The sequence below is a fragment of the Neobacillus sp. S1115 genome, assembly GCF_055385565.1.
This window is the reverse complement of sequence record NZ_AP038275.1, coordinates 3,531,916-3,547,798: the sequence shown is the minus strand read 5'-3', so window position 1 is coordinate 3,547,798 and position 15,883 is coordinate 3,531,916. Positions and strand designations below refer to the sequence as shown.

At 36.2% G+C, this 15,883-nt stretch carries 14 protein-coding genes and 2 pseudogenes; 12 read left to right on the top strand and 4 right to left on the bottom strand.

What is annotated here, in order from left to right; translation table 11 throughout:
* The first annotated feature begins 233 nt into the window (after nucleotides 1-233).
* The 8 genes from ACZ5B7_RS17110 to ACZ5B7_RS17075 all read left to right on the top strand — a co-directional run bounded on the left by ACZ5B7_RS17110 (nucleotide 234) and on the right by ACZ5B7_RS17075 (nucleotide 6,785).
* Complete coding sequence (locus ACZ5B7_RS17110) at nucleotides 234-893, top strand: flavin reductase family protein (protein ID WP_378582135.1); 660 nt, start codon at nucleotides 234-236, stop codon at nucleotides 891-893.
* A 214-nt stretch (nucleotides 894-1,107) separates the two neighbouring features.
* Nucleotides 1,108-2,457, top strand: a complete 1,350-nt coding sequence (locus tag ACZ5B7_RS17105) for a YjiH family protein (protein ID WP_464490257.1) — start codon at nucleotides 1,108-1,110, stop codon at nucleotides 2,455-2,457.
* A 771-nt stretch (nucleotides 2,458-3,228) separates the two neighbouring features.
* The gene (locus ACZ5B7_RS17100; RefSeq protein WP_464490256.1) at nucleotides 3,229-4,014 is read left to right on the top strand and encodes a conserved phage C-terminal domain-containing protein; all 786 of its coding nucleotides are present in this window, start codon (nucleotides 3,229-3,231) and stop codon (nucleotides 4,012-4,014) included.
* A complete protein-coding gene (locus tag ACZ5B7_RS17095; RefSeq protein ID WP_464490255.1) occupies nucleotides 4,007-4,357 on the top strand; it encodes a hypothetical protein in 351 nt (116 codons plus the stop codon). The genes ACZ5B7_RS17100 and ACZ5B7_RS17095 overlap by 8 nt, the downstream gene beginning before the upstream one ends.
* Nucleotides 4,344-5,639, top strand: coding sequence for a replicative DNA helicase (gene dnaB / locus ACZ5B7_RS17090; RefSeq protein WP_464490254.1), 1,296 nt, complete (start codon nucleotides 4,344-4,346; stop codon nucleotides 5,637-5,639). Before ACZ5B7_RS17095 ends, dnaB begins: the two co-directional genes overlap by 14 nt.
* A 69-nt stretch (nucleotides 5,640-5,708) precedes the next feature.
* The gene (locus ACZ5B7_RS17085) at nucleotides 5,709-6,119 is read left to right on the top strand and encodes a hypothetical protein (protein ID WP_464490253.1); all 411 of its coding nucleotides are present in this window, start codon (nucleotides 5,709-5,711) and stop codon (nucleotides 6,117-6,119) included.
* 73 nt (nucleotides 6,120-6,192) lie between these two features.
* The gene (locus ACZ5B7_RS17080; RefSeq protein ID WP_464490252.1) at nucleotides 6,193-6,513 is read left to right on the top strand and encodes a hypothetical protein; all 321 of its coding nucleotides are present in this window, start codon (nucleotides 6,193-6,195) and stop codon (nucleotides 6,511-6,513) included.
* Nucleotides 6,462-6,785: a thermonuclease family protein gene (locus ACZ5B7_RS17075; protein WP_464490251.1), complete on the top strand. Its 324-nt coding sequence runs from the start codon at nucleotides 6,462-6,464 to the stop codon at nucleotides 6,783-6,785. Before ACZ5B7_RS17080 ends, ACZ5B7_RS17075 begins: the two co-directional genes overlap by 52 nt.
* A 303-nt stretch (nucleotides 6,786-7,088) precedes the next feature.
* Here ACZ5B7_RS17075 and ACZ5B7_RS17070 read toward each other — a convergent pair whose 3' ends face one another.
* Both ACZ5B7_RS17070 and ACZ5B7_RS17065 read right to left on the bottom strand, forming a co-directional pair.
* Entirely contained in the window at nucleotides 7,089-7,421 is a 333-nt protein-coding gene (locus ACZ5B7_RS17070) for a hypothetical protein (RefSeq protein WP_464490250.1), read from the bottom strand.
* On the bottom strand, nucleotides 7,421-7,663 hold the full coding sequence (locus tag ACZ5B7_RS17065; protein WP_464490249.1) for a hypothetical protein: 243 nt from the start codon (nucleotides 7,661-7,663) through the stop codon (nucleotides 7,421-7,423). Before ACZ5B7_RS17065 ends, ACZ5B7_RS17070 begins: the two co-directional genes overlap by 1 nt.
* A 159-nt stretch (nucleotides 7,664-7,822) precedes the next feature.
* On the opposite strand from ACZ5B7_RS17065, the gene ACZ5B7_RS17060 reads away from it, so the two are divergent.
* Both ACZ5B7_RS17060 and ACZ5B7_RS17055 read left to right on the top strand, forming a co-directional pair.
* Nucleotides 7,823-8,830, top strand: a complete 1,008-nt coding sequence (locus ACZ5B7_RS17060) for a hypothetical protein (protein ID WP_464490248.1) — start codon at nucleotides 7,823-7,825, stop codon at nucleotides 8,828-8,830.
* A 9-nt stretch (nucleotides 8,831-8,839) separates the two neighbouring features.
* A complete protein-coding gene (locus tag ACZ5B7_RS17055; protein ID WP_464490247.1) occupies nucleotides 8,840-9,679 on the top strand; it encodes an S-4TM family putative pore-forming effector in 840 nt (279 codons plus the stop codon).
* A 106-nt stretch (nucleotides 9,680-9,785) separates the two neighbouring features.
* Here the strand turns inward: ACZ5B7_RS17055 and ACZ5B7_RS17050 are convergent.
* Nucleotides 9,786-9,911 (bottom strand): annotated as a pseudogene (locus tag ACZ5B7_RS17050) (3'-5' exonuclease); the annotation flags it as partial.
* A gap of 1,045 nt (nucleotides 9,912-10,956) precedes the next feature.
* A pseudogene (gene dcm / locus ACZ5B7_RS17045) lies at nucleotides 10,957-12,168 on the bottom strand (DNA (cytosine-5-)-methyltransferase); the annotation flags it as partial.
* 460 nt (nucleotides 12,169-12,628) lie between these two features.
* Here dcm and ACZ5B7_RS17040 point away from each other — a divergent pair.
* Nucleotides 12,629-12,793 carry an HNH endonuclease gene (locus tag ACZ5B7_RS17040; protein ID WP_464490246.1) on the top strand — a complete coding sequence of 55 codons (165 nt, stop codon included), beginning with the start codon at nucleotides 12,629-12,631 and terminating at the stop codon, nucleotides 12,791-12,793.
* Between the two features lie 86 nt (nucleotides 12,794-12,879).
* Nucleotides 12,880-15,117: a hypothetical protein gene (locus ACZ5B7_RS17035; protein ID WP_464490245.1), complete on the top strand. Its 2,238-nt coding sequence runs from the start codon at nucleotides 12,880-12,882 to the stop codon at nucleotides 15,115-15,117.
* The last annotated feature ends 766 nt before the right edge of the window (nucleotides 15,118-15,883 follow it).

Sequence of the window (15,883 nt, the reverse complement as noted above, 5' to 3'; positions counted from 1 at the left end):
CACTAAAATTCGGAATATTCTCTATGGATATTCCTTTCTTTTTTCATTACCATAAAAACTAATAAAATAATTAAATTTAATAACGATTTAGGGGGTGATTACTACATCAGCAGCACTAACAGAAATTCACAAGCAGTACCTAATAAGCCTATGGAAAAACGCTTTTCCTTGAGTGTCGTTGCAATAATTAACAAACTCAGTTGCTGAGAAAAAAACATTTGGGAGGAATTCACTTGCATTATTCACCAAAGAAAGGTCAGCATCATGGCTTACCATATGACCCCTTTAAAAGTAGTACGATACCACGCCCTATCGGATGGCTTTCAACCAGGTCTAAAGATGGAGTAGATAACCTTGCACCTTACAGCCAATATCAAAATCTTACCTGGGATCCACCTATGGTAATGTTTGCAGCAAATCAATCAGTATTAGGAGGAAGAAAGGATACGGTTCGAAACGCTGAGGAAACTGGTTGGTTTGTATGGAACATGGCTACTTGGGATTTGCGCGAAGCAGTAAATATTTCCGCAAAGGCGTCTACGGCAGACGTTGATGAATTTGTGGCTGCGGGTGTAACGAAGAAAAGCTGCATTGAGGCTCCTGTTTCACGTGTTGCTGAGTCACCGGTTCAATTCGAATGTGAGTATATTCAGACAATTAGAATACCAACTGGTAATGAGGTTTCAACAGTTGATATTGTTATCGGACGAGTAGCTCATGTGCATATCGCTGATGACATCATTCTTCCTAGTGGGAAACTTGATATATTGAAAATAAAACCCATTGCCCGCCTTGGGTATTATGATTATACAGTTATCAACAATATATTTGAAATGAAGGCACCAGCTGCTACAAAAGAAGAGTTGGCTGGCCTTGAGGGACGAAATGTTTAATGACACAAAGGAAGCTAGTTGAAGATTAATTAACTAGTTAGTCATAGAATACTCTTGAAAGGTTGCAAATGAATGATGAGGCTAATTTCGGCACTCGGATTAAATCGGACATTTCCTAGTCTCTTCTCTCTAAGTTCACCTTTTGTCAAGTAGCATATAGGTTTCGATTTATTTTTAAACACTATTTATGCTTAATGGAGGAGATTATACTATTATGCCGAATCCACAATCTACTAATGTAGAAACAAGTTCTGAAATTCAGAGACAAAAAGTGTACAGTATTTCAAATGTTTTGAAGTTCTTATTTTTTAGTTCAATTGGTATTTTTGTGTTTTTTATTCCAATTACGTTAAATGGTACCTCCTCTATACCGCTTGATCATATTGTTACATGGCTAAATACTACTTTCCCTTCCGTTACACCTATCTACGCGTTGCTTGTCATTTTAGGGGGAGCAATCTATCCATTTGTAACAAAAACATGGAACCAAAACACTTTTAATATTGTATTCTCAATTCTTAAAGTTTTAGGATTTGTCGTTGGATTAATCATCTACTTAAAAGTAGGTCCAAGCTGGCTGATGAATCCAAATATTGGCCCTTTTCTCTTTGACTTGTTAGTTGTTCCAGTTGGGATCATGGTTCCTTTAGGCGGGGTATTTTTGGCTTTATTAGTAGGGTATGGTCTTCTCGATTTTATGGGAGTAATATGTCAAAAAATTATGAGACCAATTTGGAAAACTCCAGGTCGCTCCGCCGTCGATGCACTGGCATCATTCGTTGCCAGTTTTGCAGTAGGATTATTAATTACGAATCGAGAATTTAAAAAAGGAAATTACACCATAAAAGAGGCTGCCATTATTGCTACGGGATTTTCTACTGTCACTGTTTCGTTTATGATTGTGGTTGCTAAGACACTGGGGCTTATGGAGATGTGGAATTTCTATTTTTGGGTAACATTGCTGGTTACATTTGCTGTTACTGCAATATCTGTAAGAATAAGACCAATCAGTAAGATGAGTGATGATTATTATAATTGCCAAAAAGGCAATCCAGAAGAGACTGTAAAGGGAAATTATTTACAAAAAGCTTGGGAAAATGCAATGAATGCAGCAGAAAATGCACCGAGTTTTGGGAAAAATATTTGGGATAACTTACGTGATGGAATGGTAATGACGATGGGCATTTTGCCATCGATCTTATCAGTTGGTTTAATTGGCTTACTCCTTGCAGAATACACTCCAATTTTCGATTATTTAGGATACATTTTTTACCCAATAACAGCTTTACTTCAGCTTCCAGATCCGTTGCTAGTTGGAAAAGCTTCAGCAATTGGAATTACAGAAATGTTCCTGCCAGCACTATTAGTCGTTAAATCTGCCATCGTAACGAAGTTTGTTATTGCAGTCACTTGTGTATCATCTATCATGTTCTTCTCTGCAAGTATCCCGTGTATACTTTCAACAGACATTCCAATTACAATTCGTCAACTAGTAATCCTTTGGTTCCAAAGAACCGTCTTAAGTTTAATCATTACCACACCAATTGCATTCTTATTTTTATAGCATCATGAAGTGATGAATCATTTCGACTATTTCATTTATTAAATTATCCAATAATTCAATATCAAGCTATCATAATAGTTAAAAAAAAATCCGGGCATAGCCCGGTTCTTTTTTGTTTAGCGATTATCCGATCGCTTTGCGGGGCAGGCACCGTTTTCGAGGGGAAAACCGAATCAGCAGTCCCTTTATTGGAAGCAGTTGTTTCGGTTTATTAAGTGAAATTAATAACTCGGCCAAGTAAAGTCCTTCTTATAATAGGTTTTCTTTAATTTGTACAAATCATATTCCCATTCACCGATGGCGTGATTGAACATTTGTTTTTGTTTACGATACCTTAAGAAAGCATGAAAGAAATATTTGCTTGTGCTGGGGGACTGACCCCATTTTTAGGCCATTGATAGGATATATATTGAGCCGTGTTTGTCTTAACATGCCCCCTACATGAACCAAGTCTGCATCATGGGTGGAACCATCCCGAACCAAGCAATACCAGAGAATAACTCATAGATTACTTTGAGAATACAACAGAGAAAAATATATATTTGTCCCGCAAATAAATACGAAACCGCAAATAAAACCCGCTTATCCGCAAGTAAAATCATCCTATCCACAAATAAAAATTAAAACTCACAAAAAAATTATTGAACTACCCTGTCCTTTTTAAGTCCTAATCGATATATAGACGGTGAAGCGGATGAACCGATGCATCGGTCAACCCTTCAAGCACGACGAACCAGTCCATTGGTGATTGAAAAAGAGGAGGGGAATAGGGTGAGTAAATTATTGATCAACGAAAACCCGGTGATGATTATCCCATCACTGGCAGTCAAAATTGGCTTGAACGAAGCTGTCATCCTGCAGCAAATCCATTATTGGGTTTATGGCAGCAGACATGTCATTGAAGGCCGGAAGTGGATATTCAACACGTATAAAGATTGGCAGGAACAGCTTCCGTTCTGGTCTGAAAGCACAATAAAACGTACGATTCACTCGCTGGAAAAACAAGGATTGCTGCTATCCGGGAACTGGAATCGGTCGAAAATGGATAAGACCAAGTGGTATACCATCGATTACAAACAGCTGGAGGAACTGACAGAAGTCGAGCCAATGACCCCTTCAGATGAATCTCAACCGGCAGAGGATGAGACCACCGCAACAGAAACAGATCCAAACCACTTGCAGGTCGACTTATATGAGTTGTTGGATGACAACGGTGACGAATCTATGCCAATGCAAGCAACACCAAAACCAAAACCAGCAGCAGAGAAAATACCGGTTGCCGAAGTCATTCACTACCTGAATGAAAAAACAAATGCAGCCTACAAACCGAGCAGTCCGAAAACAAAGGAACTGATTCGGGCAAGGGCAAGAGAAGGGTTTACCCTGGAGGATTTCAAAGCAGTGATTGATTTAAAAGCGGCGGAATGGCTGGAGGATCCGGTCATGTGCAAATATCTCCGGCCAGAAACGTTATTTGGCTCGAAATTTGAGGCCTATCGCAACCAAAAGTCTTGGAAAAAAGAGCTAACTGAGGAGGATTTTGATTTAGATGAATAAGCGGGAAACGTTCGCCCTATTGAAAATGATTTCGGTGTTTTATGAACAGTTTAGTTTTGACCAAGAGAAAGTGAACCTTTGGCACGATGCGCTAAAAGACCTTACGTTTGTGGACGTGGAGGAGAATTTGTTAAAACATGTGCGGCAATCGCCGTTTCCGCCGAAAGTGTCCGAGCTTTACATAAAGCCCAGTGTTCCAGGGATTGTTCCGAATCTCGATGAAACTAAGGTCATCCTTACCCGTCATTATGTGCCGGCAAATAGCGAAGTCGTGCAAAAAGAACTGGCTAATATCAGAAAGCTATTGGGCATCGAAAGGGAGCAGCAGGATGAGACCATTTGAACCTTTTAATCAAGAAGCGGAAGAAGCATTTGTCGGGTCCTTTTTCCTCGACAGTGAATTAGTAAAAGAGTGTGCTATTCTCCCGGAACAGCTATACTTTCCAGAGCTTCGACTACTCTATACAGGCATTCGCAGCCTAGTTGAAAAAGGAATGCCAGTAGATTTGGTGACGATACTGAATGAACTCGGGATCGAGGGGATTAAAAATGCTGGTGGAATGACCTACATCGCCCAATTGACAGGTAGTGTGCCAAGTATTGCCAATTTTTATACCTATGAAAAACTGGTCAAGGAGTACGACAAAAAACGAAAGTTGATCGCAGCAGGCGAAAAAATAATGGTCCAGGCCACCAGTGAGGATAGTGACACAACATTAAGGGACGGAATCGATGAACTGATTAGTATTGAAGAAGATCAGACGGACGATGACACGGGCGAGATTACCTCATCATTGGTGGAGTTATTTGTAGAGTGCGAGCAGGATCAGGGCGAAATGGTAGGAATGCCCTCCGGTTTTCATGACTTGGACAGGCTGACAGGCGGATTCCAAGCCTCGGATATGGTGATTATCGGGGCACGTCCAAGTATGGGGAAGACGGCATTCGCGCTGAGTTTGGCACTTCAAGCAGCAGAAGAGGACGTGAGCTTGATTTTTTCACTGGAAATGTCCAAGAAACAGCTGATCAAGCGTATGACCGAGTGCACGGGGCGAATCGACAGTCTCAAAATGCGGAACCCCCAACAGTCGTTCCAGGATGAGGATTGGGAACAATTCGCCAATGGAATCGGAAAGCTATCACAACTTAAGCTGCATATCTTTGACCGAGCCGGAATGGATATTGCCTATATCAGGTCTAAGGTCCGCAAAGCGCGCAGAGCCTACGGACAGCAAAGGCGGCTGCTCGTGGTGATTGACTATTTGCAGCTCCTGGAGGGCAATCGAAAAAACTATCAAAACCGCCAGGCAGAAATCAGTGAAATCAGCCGGGCACTCAAAACTATGGCGAGGGAACTGAACGTCACCGTCATCGCCCTATCGCAGCTAAGTCGGGGAGTTGAAACCAGACATGACAAACACCCGATTCTCTCGGATCTTCGCGAAAGCGGGCAAATTGAGCAGGATGCCGACCTGATCGCGTTTTTGTACCGTGACGATTATTATAACAACGATTCACCGAAGAAAAACATGATGGAAATTATCCTGGCAAAACACCGCAATGGACCGACCGGGACCGTTGAGCTTGAGTTTAACAAGCAATATGGGGCGTTCGTTAACCTCTAAGCACAAGTAGATGCGTGTCAAGGCATCCGGAAGCTTTTTTAAAAAATAATGAAAAGGGAAGTGTTAACGATGGGAAATCGTAGAGGAATCAATGTTGAAATTTGGGATCATCCCATTATTAAAAAGATGAGTGTAGAAGAGAGGAATTTTTATATCTACCTGCTAACGAATAGTCAAACTACTAGTATCGGAATCTATCGAATTTCAAAAAGTCTAATCGCTCTTGAACTGGATGTTTCGGTTGAGCGTGTACAAGCCTTACTAGACAGCTTGGGTTTGGAGTACGAGTTGATTCGCTACAATCCTGAAACGAGTGAGGTTGCCATTAAGAACTGGGGAAAATTAATTTTGCTGGATGGCGGTAAAGAGGCTATGATGTCTGAGTTAAAAGATGTGGAGGATCATTCGCTTATCACATATGTTATGCAATCCATTGATGATCCGAAAACTCGCAGCCTATTTAAAACATGTAGTCATTAGGGGAAAGGAAACTCAGGACCGAGATGGAAATGATTATATGTAATAGAATACGAGGGATTAGGTGGGCCACTTTATGCGAAAGCAACTAGCCGGCACGGCCCTCCTGACAGCAGCTGTCCTGTTCATGGTAAATCTTCCAGAGGCGAAACAGAATAATCCGGGTGTCAACCAACAGCATAAGAAAGGGGACAGACAAACAGAAGTAGAATTGTTGCCAGAAGGCCAAGTCCCCGTCACATTCGTGAAAACAATCGATGGCGATACCATTAAAGTAAGAGTAATGGGAAAAATTGAAATGTCCGCTATTTGTAAATCGACACACCGGAATCGAAAAAGCCGGGCATGTGTGTCCAGCCCTATGCCAAGGAAGCGTTTGAACGGAATAATGAGCTAGTACAGAACGGCCCACTAACACTGGAATTGGAGAAGGGAAATACGAGAGATGGTTACGGGCGGTTGCTGGCCTATGTCTATGTCGACGGAAAATCAATACAGGAAACGTTGTTACAGGAAGGCCTCGCACGTGTGGGATATATCATGAATCCTCCCTATAAATATCTGAAGCTATATAAAGACGATGAAAGTCAGGCAAAAAGAAACAGCGAAAACATCTGGAGCCGCCCTGGGTTTGTAACGAAGTGGGGATTTGATGGCTGCTCGCCCTGAAACGAGTAGTTGGTTTTTAAAGCCTATTCTTTCGAAACCCCTAACTTTTGTTTTGGAAATACTTAGGGGAATAACATGATATGAGATAAAACATCTTCACTAAGTGATGCGGAATTTAATAGAGGGGTTATTTGCTTCATGTTATTTAAAAAAAGGAGAAATTAACTATGAGGCACCTGTCATCTCATAGCCTATACTGTGCCCGTTGAAAAACTAGTTCACCATACATCTGAATAATTTTGTGCAGCCCATGTTATTATGTAAGGTACTTCATATCTTTGAAGTCCCGCAATTTAAGCCGAATCAGCTGGCCAAATCAGATTCAATTTTGGGGCTTAAATTAAATGCGATTTTACCATTTGCAACTTGATCCAAATGCCACCACCATTCAATTAGTGGTTCTTCTGATAAAGAAAAATCATATACTTCTCCAATATTTTCTGACATTCTCTTGGCATTTCTAATTAATTGCATATCGAAGCTAAGCAATTTAATTCTTTCATCATTTGTAAGTTCATGAATCACCCGCTCTATTCTGCTTCGTCTGTGCAGCATATCAACAGATTCAAAGGGACTTACCTCAAAATCATCTACACATTTTCCATAAATCTTAATACTTTTTCTGTGCATTGTCATTATCTAAGCACCTCCTTAATTTTACCTAAATATTCATATCCCTTTTTATTTGAAAGATACTCAAAATAATCACCATCAATTGGGAAGGAAGTCTCCATTATTGCATCCTCTCCAATAATAACAACCCATTTACCATCACCAAAAACAAAATAATCCTTTTTGAATCCTTTAAGATAGTATAGGAACACATCACTTTCTTTACCACTAACTATTTCCATTATAACATTTTCGTAATCTTTCATAGAAAATGGAAGGTGCCTGGCACTAGTTTTCGGTGGCTCTATAAGGAATAAAATAAAAACCCTAAAATATGGATTCTTTGTCGAATATTGATGAATTTTACCTGTTAATGATATAATAGAAAAAAGTACCAATTTTATAGAATAGAAGGGGAAAAGGTTTTGCAATCAACTGAAAAAATACTTACGACCCAAAGAGCATTTGAGGTTTTTTCTAGAGACTACGTGGATTTAGCGACTGATAGGACTGAAAAGGCAATCGATAGTCGCAATTGGTTAATTGAACAAATTGAAAAAGCACCACAAAATGATTTATCATTCCCAAGACTTTATAAAGAGAAAAACGGAAAAATGATGGGGTCATTTAGTCGAAAAACCAAGATTAGACCTTTGGATGATATTGATCTTTTGGTTGTTTTTTCTGCGGATGGTACAACTTATCACTCTTATCATGACAGGATTGAAATGTATGTCCCCAATACTGCTAGCAATCTGTTATTGTTGTCTGACGGTGAAAAACTTAATTCTATCAAGGTATTAAATAAGATAAAGAGTGCCTTAAATTCTGTTCCAAATTACTCTCAGGCTGATATTAGGTACAATCAGGAGGCAGTCACACTGAAATTGAAATCATACGAATGGAATTTTGATATAGTACCAGCCTTTTTTACAACCCCTGAATCAGATGGGAGGACCTATTATATTATCCCAGATGGCAAGGGGAACTGGAAGAAAACTGATCCTCGGATTGATGCCCTGAGAACAACTGAAATAAACCAGTGGCATGGAAGGAAGTTATTAAAAATAATTCGATTATTTAAATACTGGAATAATAGGCCACTAGCACCTAAAATGGGTTCATACTTATTAGAAAATATGATTTTGGATTATTTTAAATGGCGTACTCCAATCACTACACCTCAGTTAGCCGTCAGGGATTTTTTTGATCATTTGAAAACCGCAGTTTATTCAAGTTGTATGGACCCTAAAGGTATTCAAGGTGACCTAAATACCTTAGACTTAGAATCTAAGAATAAAATCTCTGCAGCAGCAAGCAGATTTTCAACCATCAGTAATGGTGCAATTATCTATGAAATGCTTGGTGAACACAAAAATGCAATAAATGAATGGAAAAATGTATTTGGGGCCAATTTTCCTTCATATGGATAAGGAGAATAAATGAATAATATTTATGCAGAACAAAATACGGATAAGTTTATTAAGCTTTTAGCTGCTCAAAGGCATATTTACACAAAAGCAAAAAAAGTTCGAGCAAACCGAACTTATTTCTCGCTGTTTTTAATTATCGCCAGTTTGTCAGCATCTATTTGGAATAACGAGTGGAGTCCATATCTAAGCATGCTTGCGGGGTTGTGGACTTTTGCATTATTGTTATTAAAAAACTATGAAAAAACGACAATCACACAAGGGGCAAAAATCCAGGAGGAATTTGATACAACATTGTTCGGATTACCTTGGAATAATATACTTGTAGGTAGTAAAATAACACGGGAAATTATTACAGAGGCGGACTCTAATTTCAAAGGTACCCGTTCACGGCTTCAAAATTGGTATGCGAATTATAATAAGGATTCACATATACAGAACATTATACACTGCCAGAGAGCTAATCTGTCTTGGGATTGGAGATTAAGGCAAGCTTACTGCAACTTTATATTGTTAATGATTTCAATATTGTTCTTTGGAGAAGCAATTTATGCGTTAGTTCAAAATAAGTCCCTTTATGAATACGTAGTTGAATTATTTATACCTTCCATTCCAATTATTGGAATTGGATTAGAATCAATCATTGAACATAAAGTCTTGGTGAAGGATAAAAAGGAAAAAGAACAAGAAGTTTCGTCACTGTTAGATGGTAATCATGTAGATATGGAAACAGCAAGGCGATTGCAAGACATAATTTTTACCTTTAGGACCTCGACGGCAGTCATTCCTGAATATTTCTACAAGATATTTTGGAAAAGATTCGATAACACAATGCATAACTCTATTGACTAGGAATGTTGTTATTTATTTAATTAATGGTGAAGTGTATATCCATAAAGAAACAGTTCAAACTCGTTGGAGATTGAACTGTTTTATTTTCCTTCGCATACTAGGGTCTCTATTTTAAAAAACTTGATACCTCTAATTCCTTGTTTCTAAAAAACCTTGGCGATGTAATATATAACTCCTCTTTAGCCCTTGTTATTGCAACGTACATTAGCCTTCTTTCTTCCTCAATCAATTCATACTTTGAAAAATCTCATTGATGATAAAATTATTATTATTTGAGAAATCTATTTAATGAAAATAGATACCCTCTAACAAAGTTAGAGGGTTCTTCTAAGTAATTGATAATTATTGGTATTCAATTAATTTGGGTTTACTGTTGTAATTATTAAACGTTTAATATGATTATTGCTAAAAAATGTACTAAAAGGGGGATTTTTTCCTAATATCCCTCAAAAAAGTGTCAGTTGATCATTCTTAAAATATTTCCCTATTATAGACTTTATCTCCTCTTGGTTTGGTGCATACACACCTATTCTTGCAATTCTATCAAGTAACTTAGTAAATTTAATCTTACCTAGAATCACACCGATTACACCGATGTGAGTAAGGAGGTTATTGACTCTCCCAGCTCCTTTGACGAATGCATTTTCTCCCGATTGATGATAATAATGACAATCCTCATTGAAAGCTAATAAATCATTATATACAAAAAAAGCTTCCCAAGACATATCCAATATATTAGGATAAATGGATTCTATTTGACTTATAATATGTCTGTCAGGCTGATATTTATAAAACTCTTTGTTTATTACTGATTGGTAAATACTGGTGTGTGTTGAACCTTTTATATCTAAATCTCTAAAGTTATATTTATAAGTTTTTTCTATATAATCATGGCTTTGCATGTATGCGATTTTATAAAATTCAACAGAAAGTAACTCCAAGAATATTTCCCTATTTTCCTTAATTTGAACCGTTATATCAAATATTGCATCCCAAATATTTTTAAATAATAAGTCGGGAGAGTAATTCCCATTACTAAGTTCTATCTTTGGACGAACATCGTATAAAGTGGGATTTTTTTCAAGGGCTGTCTTTTGACCTGGATATTGTAAATACAATATTTCATTTTGTTTTGACTGATATATAAGAATCTGTCTTTCCTTATGATTGTATTCTAAATTTTCTCTAGGTAAATTTTCACAAAATATAACATTAGCAAGTCTTTTTTTTGTTGACTCCGAATCTTTTGAATTAATCTGTTTTGAAACATGTATCGACACTTTTTCCATCTCCCAATTTATCTTTTTGATTTTTTGGCCCATCTTTTCAATCAACCCAACGACTGAAGCGTTCCCCATACAAAAGTAACGCATTCTATCTGACATTCCTTGTGTCCAATCGTCAGGAAAACCATTTAGACGTTCACACTCCACTGGAGTAAGGAAGCGTAACCTGCTGGTTTCAGGGTCTTCCACAATATGGCTAAAACGATTCATTTTGCCTTCGCTGCTTAATATTGAACGTCCGGGCTTATTTAAGGGATCTGGAAATGCCATTCCTCCTTCGGAAAAAAAGTATTTATAACCATGTGCCGTCGTGCGTTCTATCCTTTTCGGCCCCTTTATATATTCGAATTTTTTTATTGTGTTTTCATCTAAATAATACTTTTCATCAACATCTGTCTGAAGGATTTTTCCTAACTTCTGTGGTTCTTCTTTTATTGATATGAGTTTTTCCGTGTGAACAACGCCGTTTCTCATTATACCTGCGTTGAAATATCTCGAAGAAAAATACTGCGAAATCTCCACAAGATCAGTTGGCAAAATAAAGGTGTTTTTTTTATGGTTTGAGCAGTTTAACACAGGGAAAATATCAGCAAAAAACCCTTCCTTACTGAGCATTAGTGAAGCTTCCACATTACCTCTTTCTTTAATAAATTGATTATCATTTCGGATAGCAAATATATAAATTCTCCGTCGGCTTTGTGCTTGTCCATATTCTGCAGCATTTATCACTCGCCATTCCACTGAATAATTTGCGTCTCGGAAGCTTGCAAGCATTATTGAGAAATCCCTTCCTAGTTGTTTAGAGGGTATTTTCAATAATCGATCAACATTTTCAAGCAAAACGTATTTGGGTCTGATTTGCCTAACTAGCCTCATAATTTCCCAAAAAAGGACCCCTTTTTTACCTTTTATATCCTTTTCACTTGAAAGACTTCGAGCAACGGAGAAATCCTGACATGGAAAACCACCTGCTATTAAATCTACATCTATCTCTTTTACCTCTTTTTCTTCGATTTCAGCAATGTCCTTGTTAACATGTAGGCCATTATCGCAAAAGTGGCTTATATAGCAATTAAATGCGTCTTGATTTTTCTTGGAAGGACCCCATTGATTAGCCATAACTACTTGGAAGCCCCTTACTCTTTCCAAACCAATTCGGAAGCCGCCTACGCCTGCAAACAATTCTAATACTTTTAAATCCATTTGAATCCATCCTTTTAATTAGTTGTTAATATTATTAATTTTATTATAATGGAAAATCGTGAAAAAGATTTACATAAATTGGTTGTCAAGCAAAAAAGATATTCTTATAATGAGGTTAACTAATAGGAGGTCGTGTACTTCAATACAAAAACCTCATTGTATTCATATCAAATTAATCGGGGATTGATATTGGAAGTAATTGATAAAACAATATGAATCGTTAATTTGTGGAAAAATGGATTGATGTAAGACCTAGTGTATATGATAAAAGACAAAACTGTTCAAAAAATGTTATGCAAAAAGCTAGAAAAAAACAATTAAGTGGCGGAATGTTACAAACATCCAGCGGTAAAAGAAAGATTTAGGCAAACAAAGTAAAAAAGAAGAAGCAGAACCTGGTGATGATTTTAAAGAATGGATTGAACTTTTGAAGCATTGTTGTTTTTATAGTGGGGTGAGGATGACAAAGTCGGTGTGTCCCAAACAAAGAACTAGAGACCATTTAATACCGCTCTCGAAGGGAGGAACAGATACGATTGATAATATTGTTCCTGATTGTTGTTCCTGTAATTCTTCAAAAGGCACGGTGAATTTTTGGGATGACACGGTGAAACGTAATGATTAATGGTATTCATGTTAACTTTAATAAGAGATTAATTGAAGTGTTTATAGGGGTAAAAATAGTAATTTATAGGGGAGTGGAGAAACATAATGAATTCTATGGAAAATATAATTGAAACCCGAAAGGAAAAATTTGAACTTGATAGCGGAAAACGAAACCTTGGATTTATTTATTCAGAAGCAATAATGGAATCTATCGACGATTCTTTTGATGCATCTTTCTGGGTTAAAGAAAAAGGTACCGGGGATCGTATTGACATATATATACTCGATGAGGATTATGAAGAACTAATAGAAGGCGAAATAATTAAATCAAAAAGATATTCTTATATTATTTTAGATAATGGTCCAGGAACAAATGTTGATAATGTATTCAATTTCGGAAGAATGGAAGGCGAGAGGTTTTCAAGTTTACATGCTTTAAATAATCTAAATGGTTTATTTCATTACGGAATGTCTTCCCATTTAAATGTTGGAAATCGATTATTTTTCTATTCAAGACAAGTTGACGCTAAATGGTGGCTTAATTGTATAGAGAGTAACGAAATCTCAGAGGAGGTATTCTCATACAAGCGGGAAGAACAACCCAATATTTTTGTGAATAATAAACTTCTAGATTTAGATAATTCTAATTTTTATGTCAGAACTGTTGTACAAGTAAAGGGAGTAAGAAAATCTGAAGTAGAGACAGAAAATATAAATAAACTTGTTGAAATCCTATTAAAACAGTTTGGGATTACATACAGGCAGTATATAGAAAGAGGTAATGAAATATTTATTAATGGTAATAAAGTAAAGCCCATAGATCCATTTCTTCAGGACATCGAATTTGTAGAAAGGGGAATCGGCTCAAATTTATTACATAGGTTCAATATCAATCTTAGAGAATTATTAGAGAGGGAAGACGAGATTGTAAAGCATAGAATCTTTAGAAAATATGGTCATTTATTTAATGACGAGAATGAACTTCTTCAACAGAATATTGAAATAAGTATGTTTCATCTTAACACAAAGTTTATTAAGACGAGGTTTAAAAACGAAATCGCCGGGGAAATACCTAATATCTTACTGCCTTCGCCTGAGTACTCTGGCTTTTATATTAAAAGGAATCTTCGATATATTGGTAGAGCAGCAAAAATATTAGAGATTTGTACTGATCACCCATCATTTAACTATTTTAGGGCCGAAATTGCTTTTTCTCCTATATTTGATGAATTTTTCGGAATCCAAGTTAATAAGAATAAATATGATATTAAAAGTTCATTAGCTTCTCTTATTATAAAAAAAATCAATGATAAGACGAAAGTCAAATTATCAACATATTTAGATAAATATAAAAAGAAGATAAAGAGGGAAAACCAAAACCAACCTTCATTAGAAACTTTATTAAGGATAAGAGCTCAAAACATTAACAATTTTATGCTTCATCTTGAATCAGTTTGTGCAGATGCAAAGGAAATTGGGGTAGATTTTAATTTAATTAATGAAACAAAGGAAACCATCAGAGTCTTAAAAAATATTAGCATTTCTTTAAATTCAATAATAGAGAAATATACTAAAATTAATGAACTACCGGAAGATGAAAATATGGAAATTGAGAAAGAAGCTGATAGAATCATTAATGTAGTTAATGGGATACTTCGAGAATCAGAACAGATGTTAGCTAGGCTTGAAAATATAATTTCAATAATAAATGAACAACTAATAATTCCGGCAAATATATTAAAAAAACGTGTTAGTGACTCAATGAGTTCTAGTCGAAGAATATTAGTGACTAAGGAAGCAGAACAGATTTATGATTTTCAGGGTTATATTCTAGAGCCTTTAAATGAAGTCCAAATGTACGGTGTTTTATGTCAAATGTTACATCATTACCCAAATGAGTTTGATTTTGTATTATTAGACTATAGTGAAAATAAATCTTTGGATTGTGTAGGGAAAATAAAGGAATTTGAACTATATCAAGAACTAAATATAAAAGAACGTTTTAAAAACCAATGGGACCATAATTGGGATGAATACATGTTAAATAGTGAAGGAGCTTTCTCATTTATCGAATTAAAATATTTGTTAGGTGAAAAAGAGGACTTAGGTCATTCAATGTCGCTTGTTTCACATTTGATTTGTTGGGATTTTCATCCAAATAACTTAAGTGAGTATTCGGCTATAGACGGTAAGTACAAATTGTCCCAAGATAAAAGTTATTTATTTCATACGGATAAGATGAAAAAAATTAAGGTAGTTTGTTTGCGGGAAATAGTAGAGGAGCTCATAGAGGACGAGTTTATTACGTCAAAAGTTAATTTAAATAATTATTTAGTTAAATAATTAGAAAAAGAGAACGGCTAGGTAAACCGTTCTCTTTTTATTTGTATATAGAAAACTATGAAAAATTTTTATTAATTGACATGATAGAGGACATGGTTGCAATTTTCTTTTCAATAAATAAGTTGGAATGGCAATCAGTTCACGCGTAGAAAAAAGTGTAAGACATAATAGACTGAATTTACTCATTATGGAAGTATGATTTTATGCAAAGGACAATTTAATACTTAATCAACATGCCTATATACCGAATAAGTCTTGAATCAAAAGAATGTTTCATTCTTAGTTTCTACAGAAGCAATTTAAATGGTTTTCAACTTTGATGAATCCAATACTCGCCACATGGATGAGAGTGGACAATATAATAATCCTATTCTGTGAAAGAGTAGCAGAAGGCTACAAAGATATAGTACATTTTTATCCAACAACTCGGTCAAAAAGAGAAAATCATATTCGAAAATAAGGTGAAATCTCTGCAACTAAGAACAGATACTTGTTTACTCCAAAAAGAAAGGTTTCACTAAGGGATTTTGCTTATCCTTTTGTCAGTTGATTTTCTAATTGAGGGGGAAAGAAAAACGTATGGACATGTTCAATGGACATCCATTTCTTATATGAGTTTTTTAAAGATTTGAAAAAGGAATTATCGGAAATTAGAAAAATGCGATACATACTATGTATTAAGAAGACTACCTGTTGATGCTAGAAGCGCTACTTTTTGATCCCGTTTGAGATGGATATGAAATGCTGGATATGACACGTAACAACC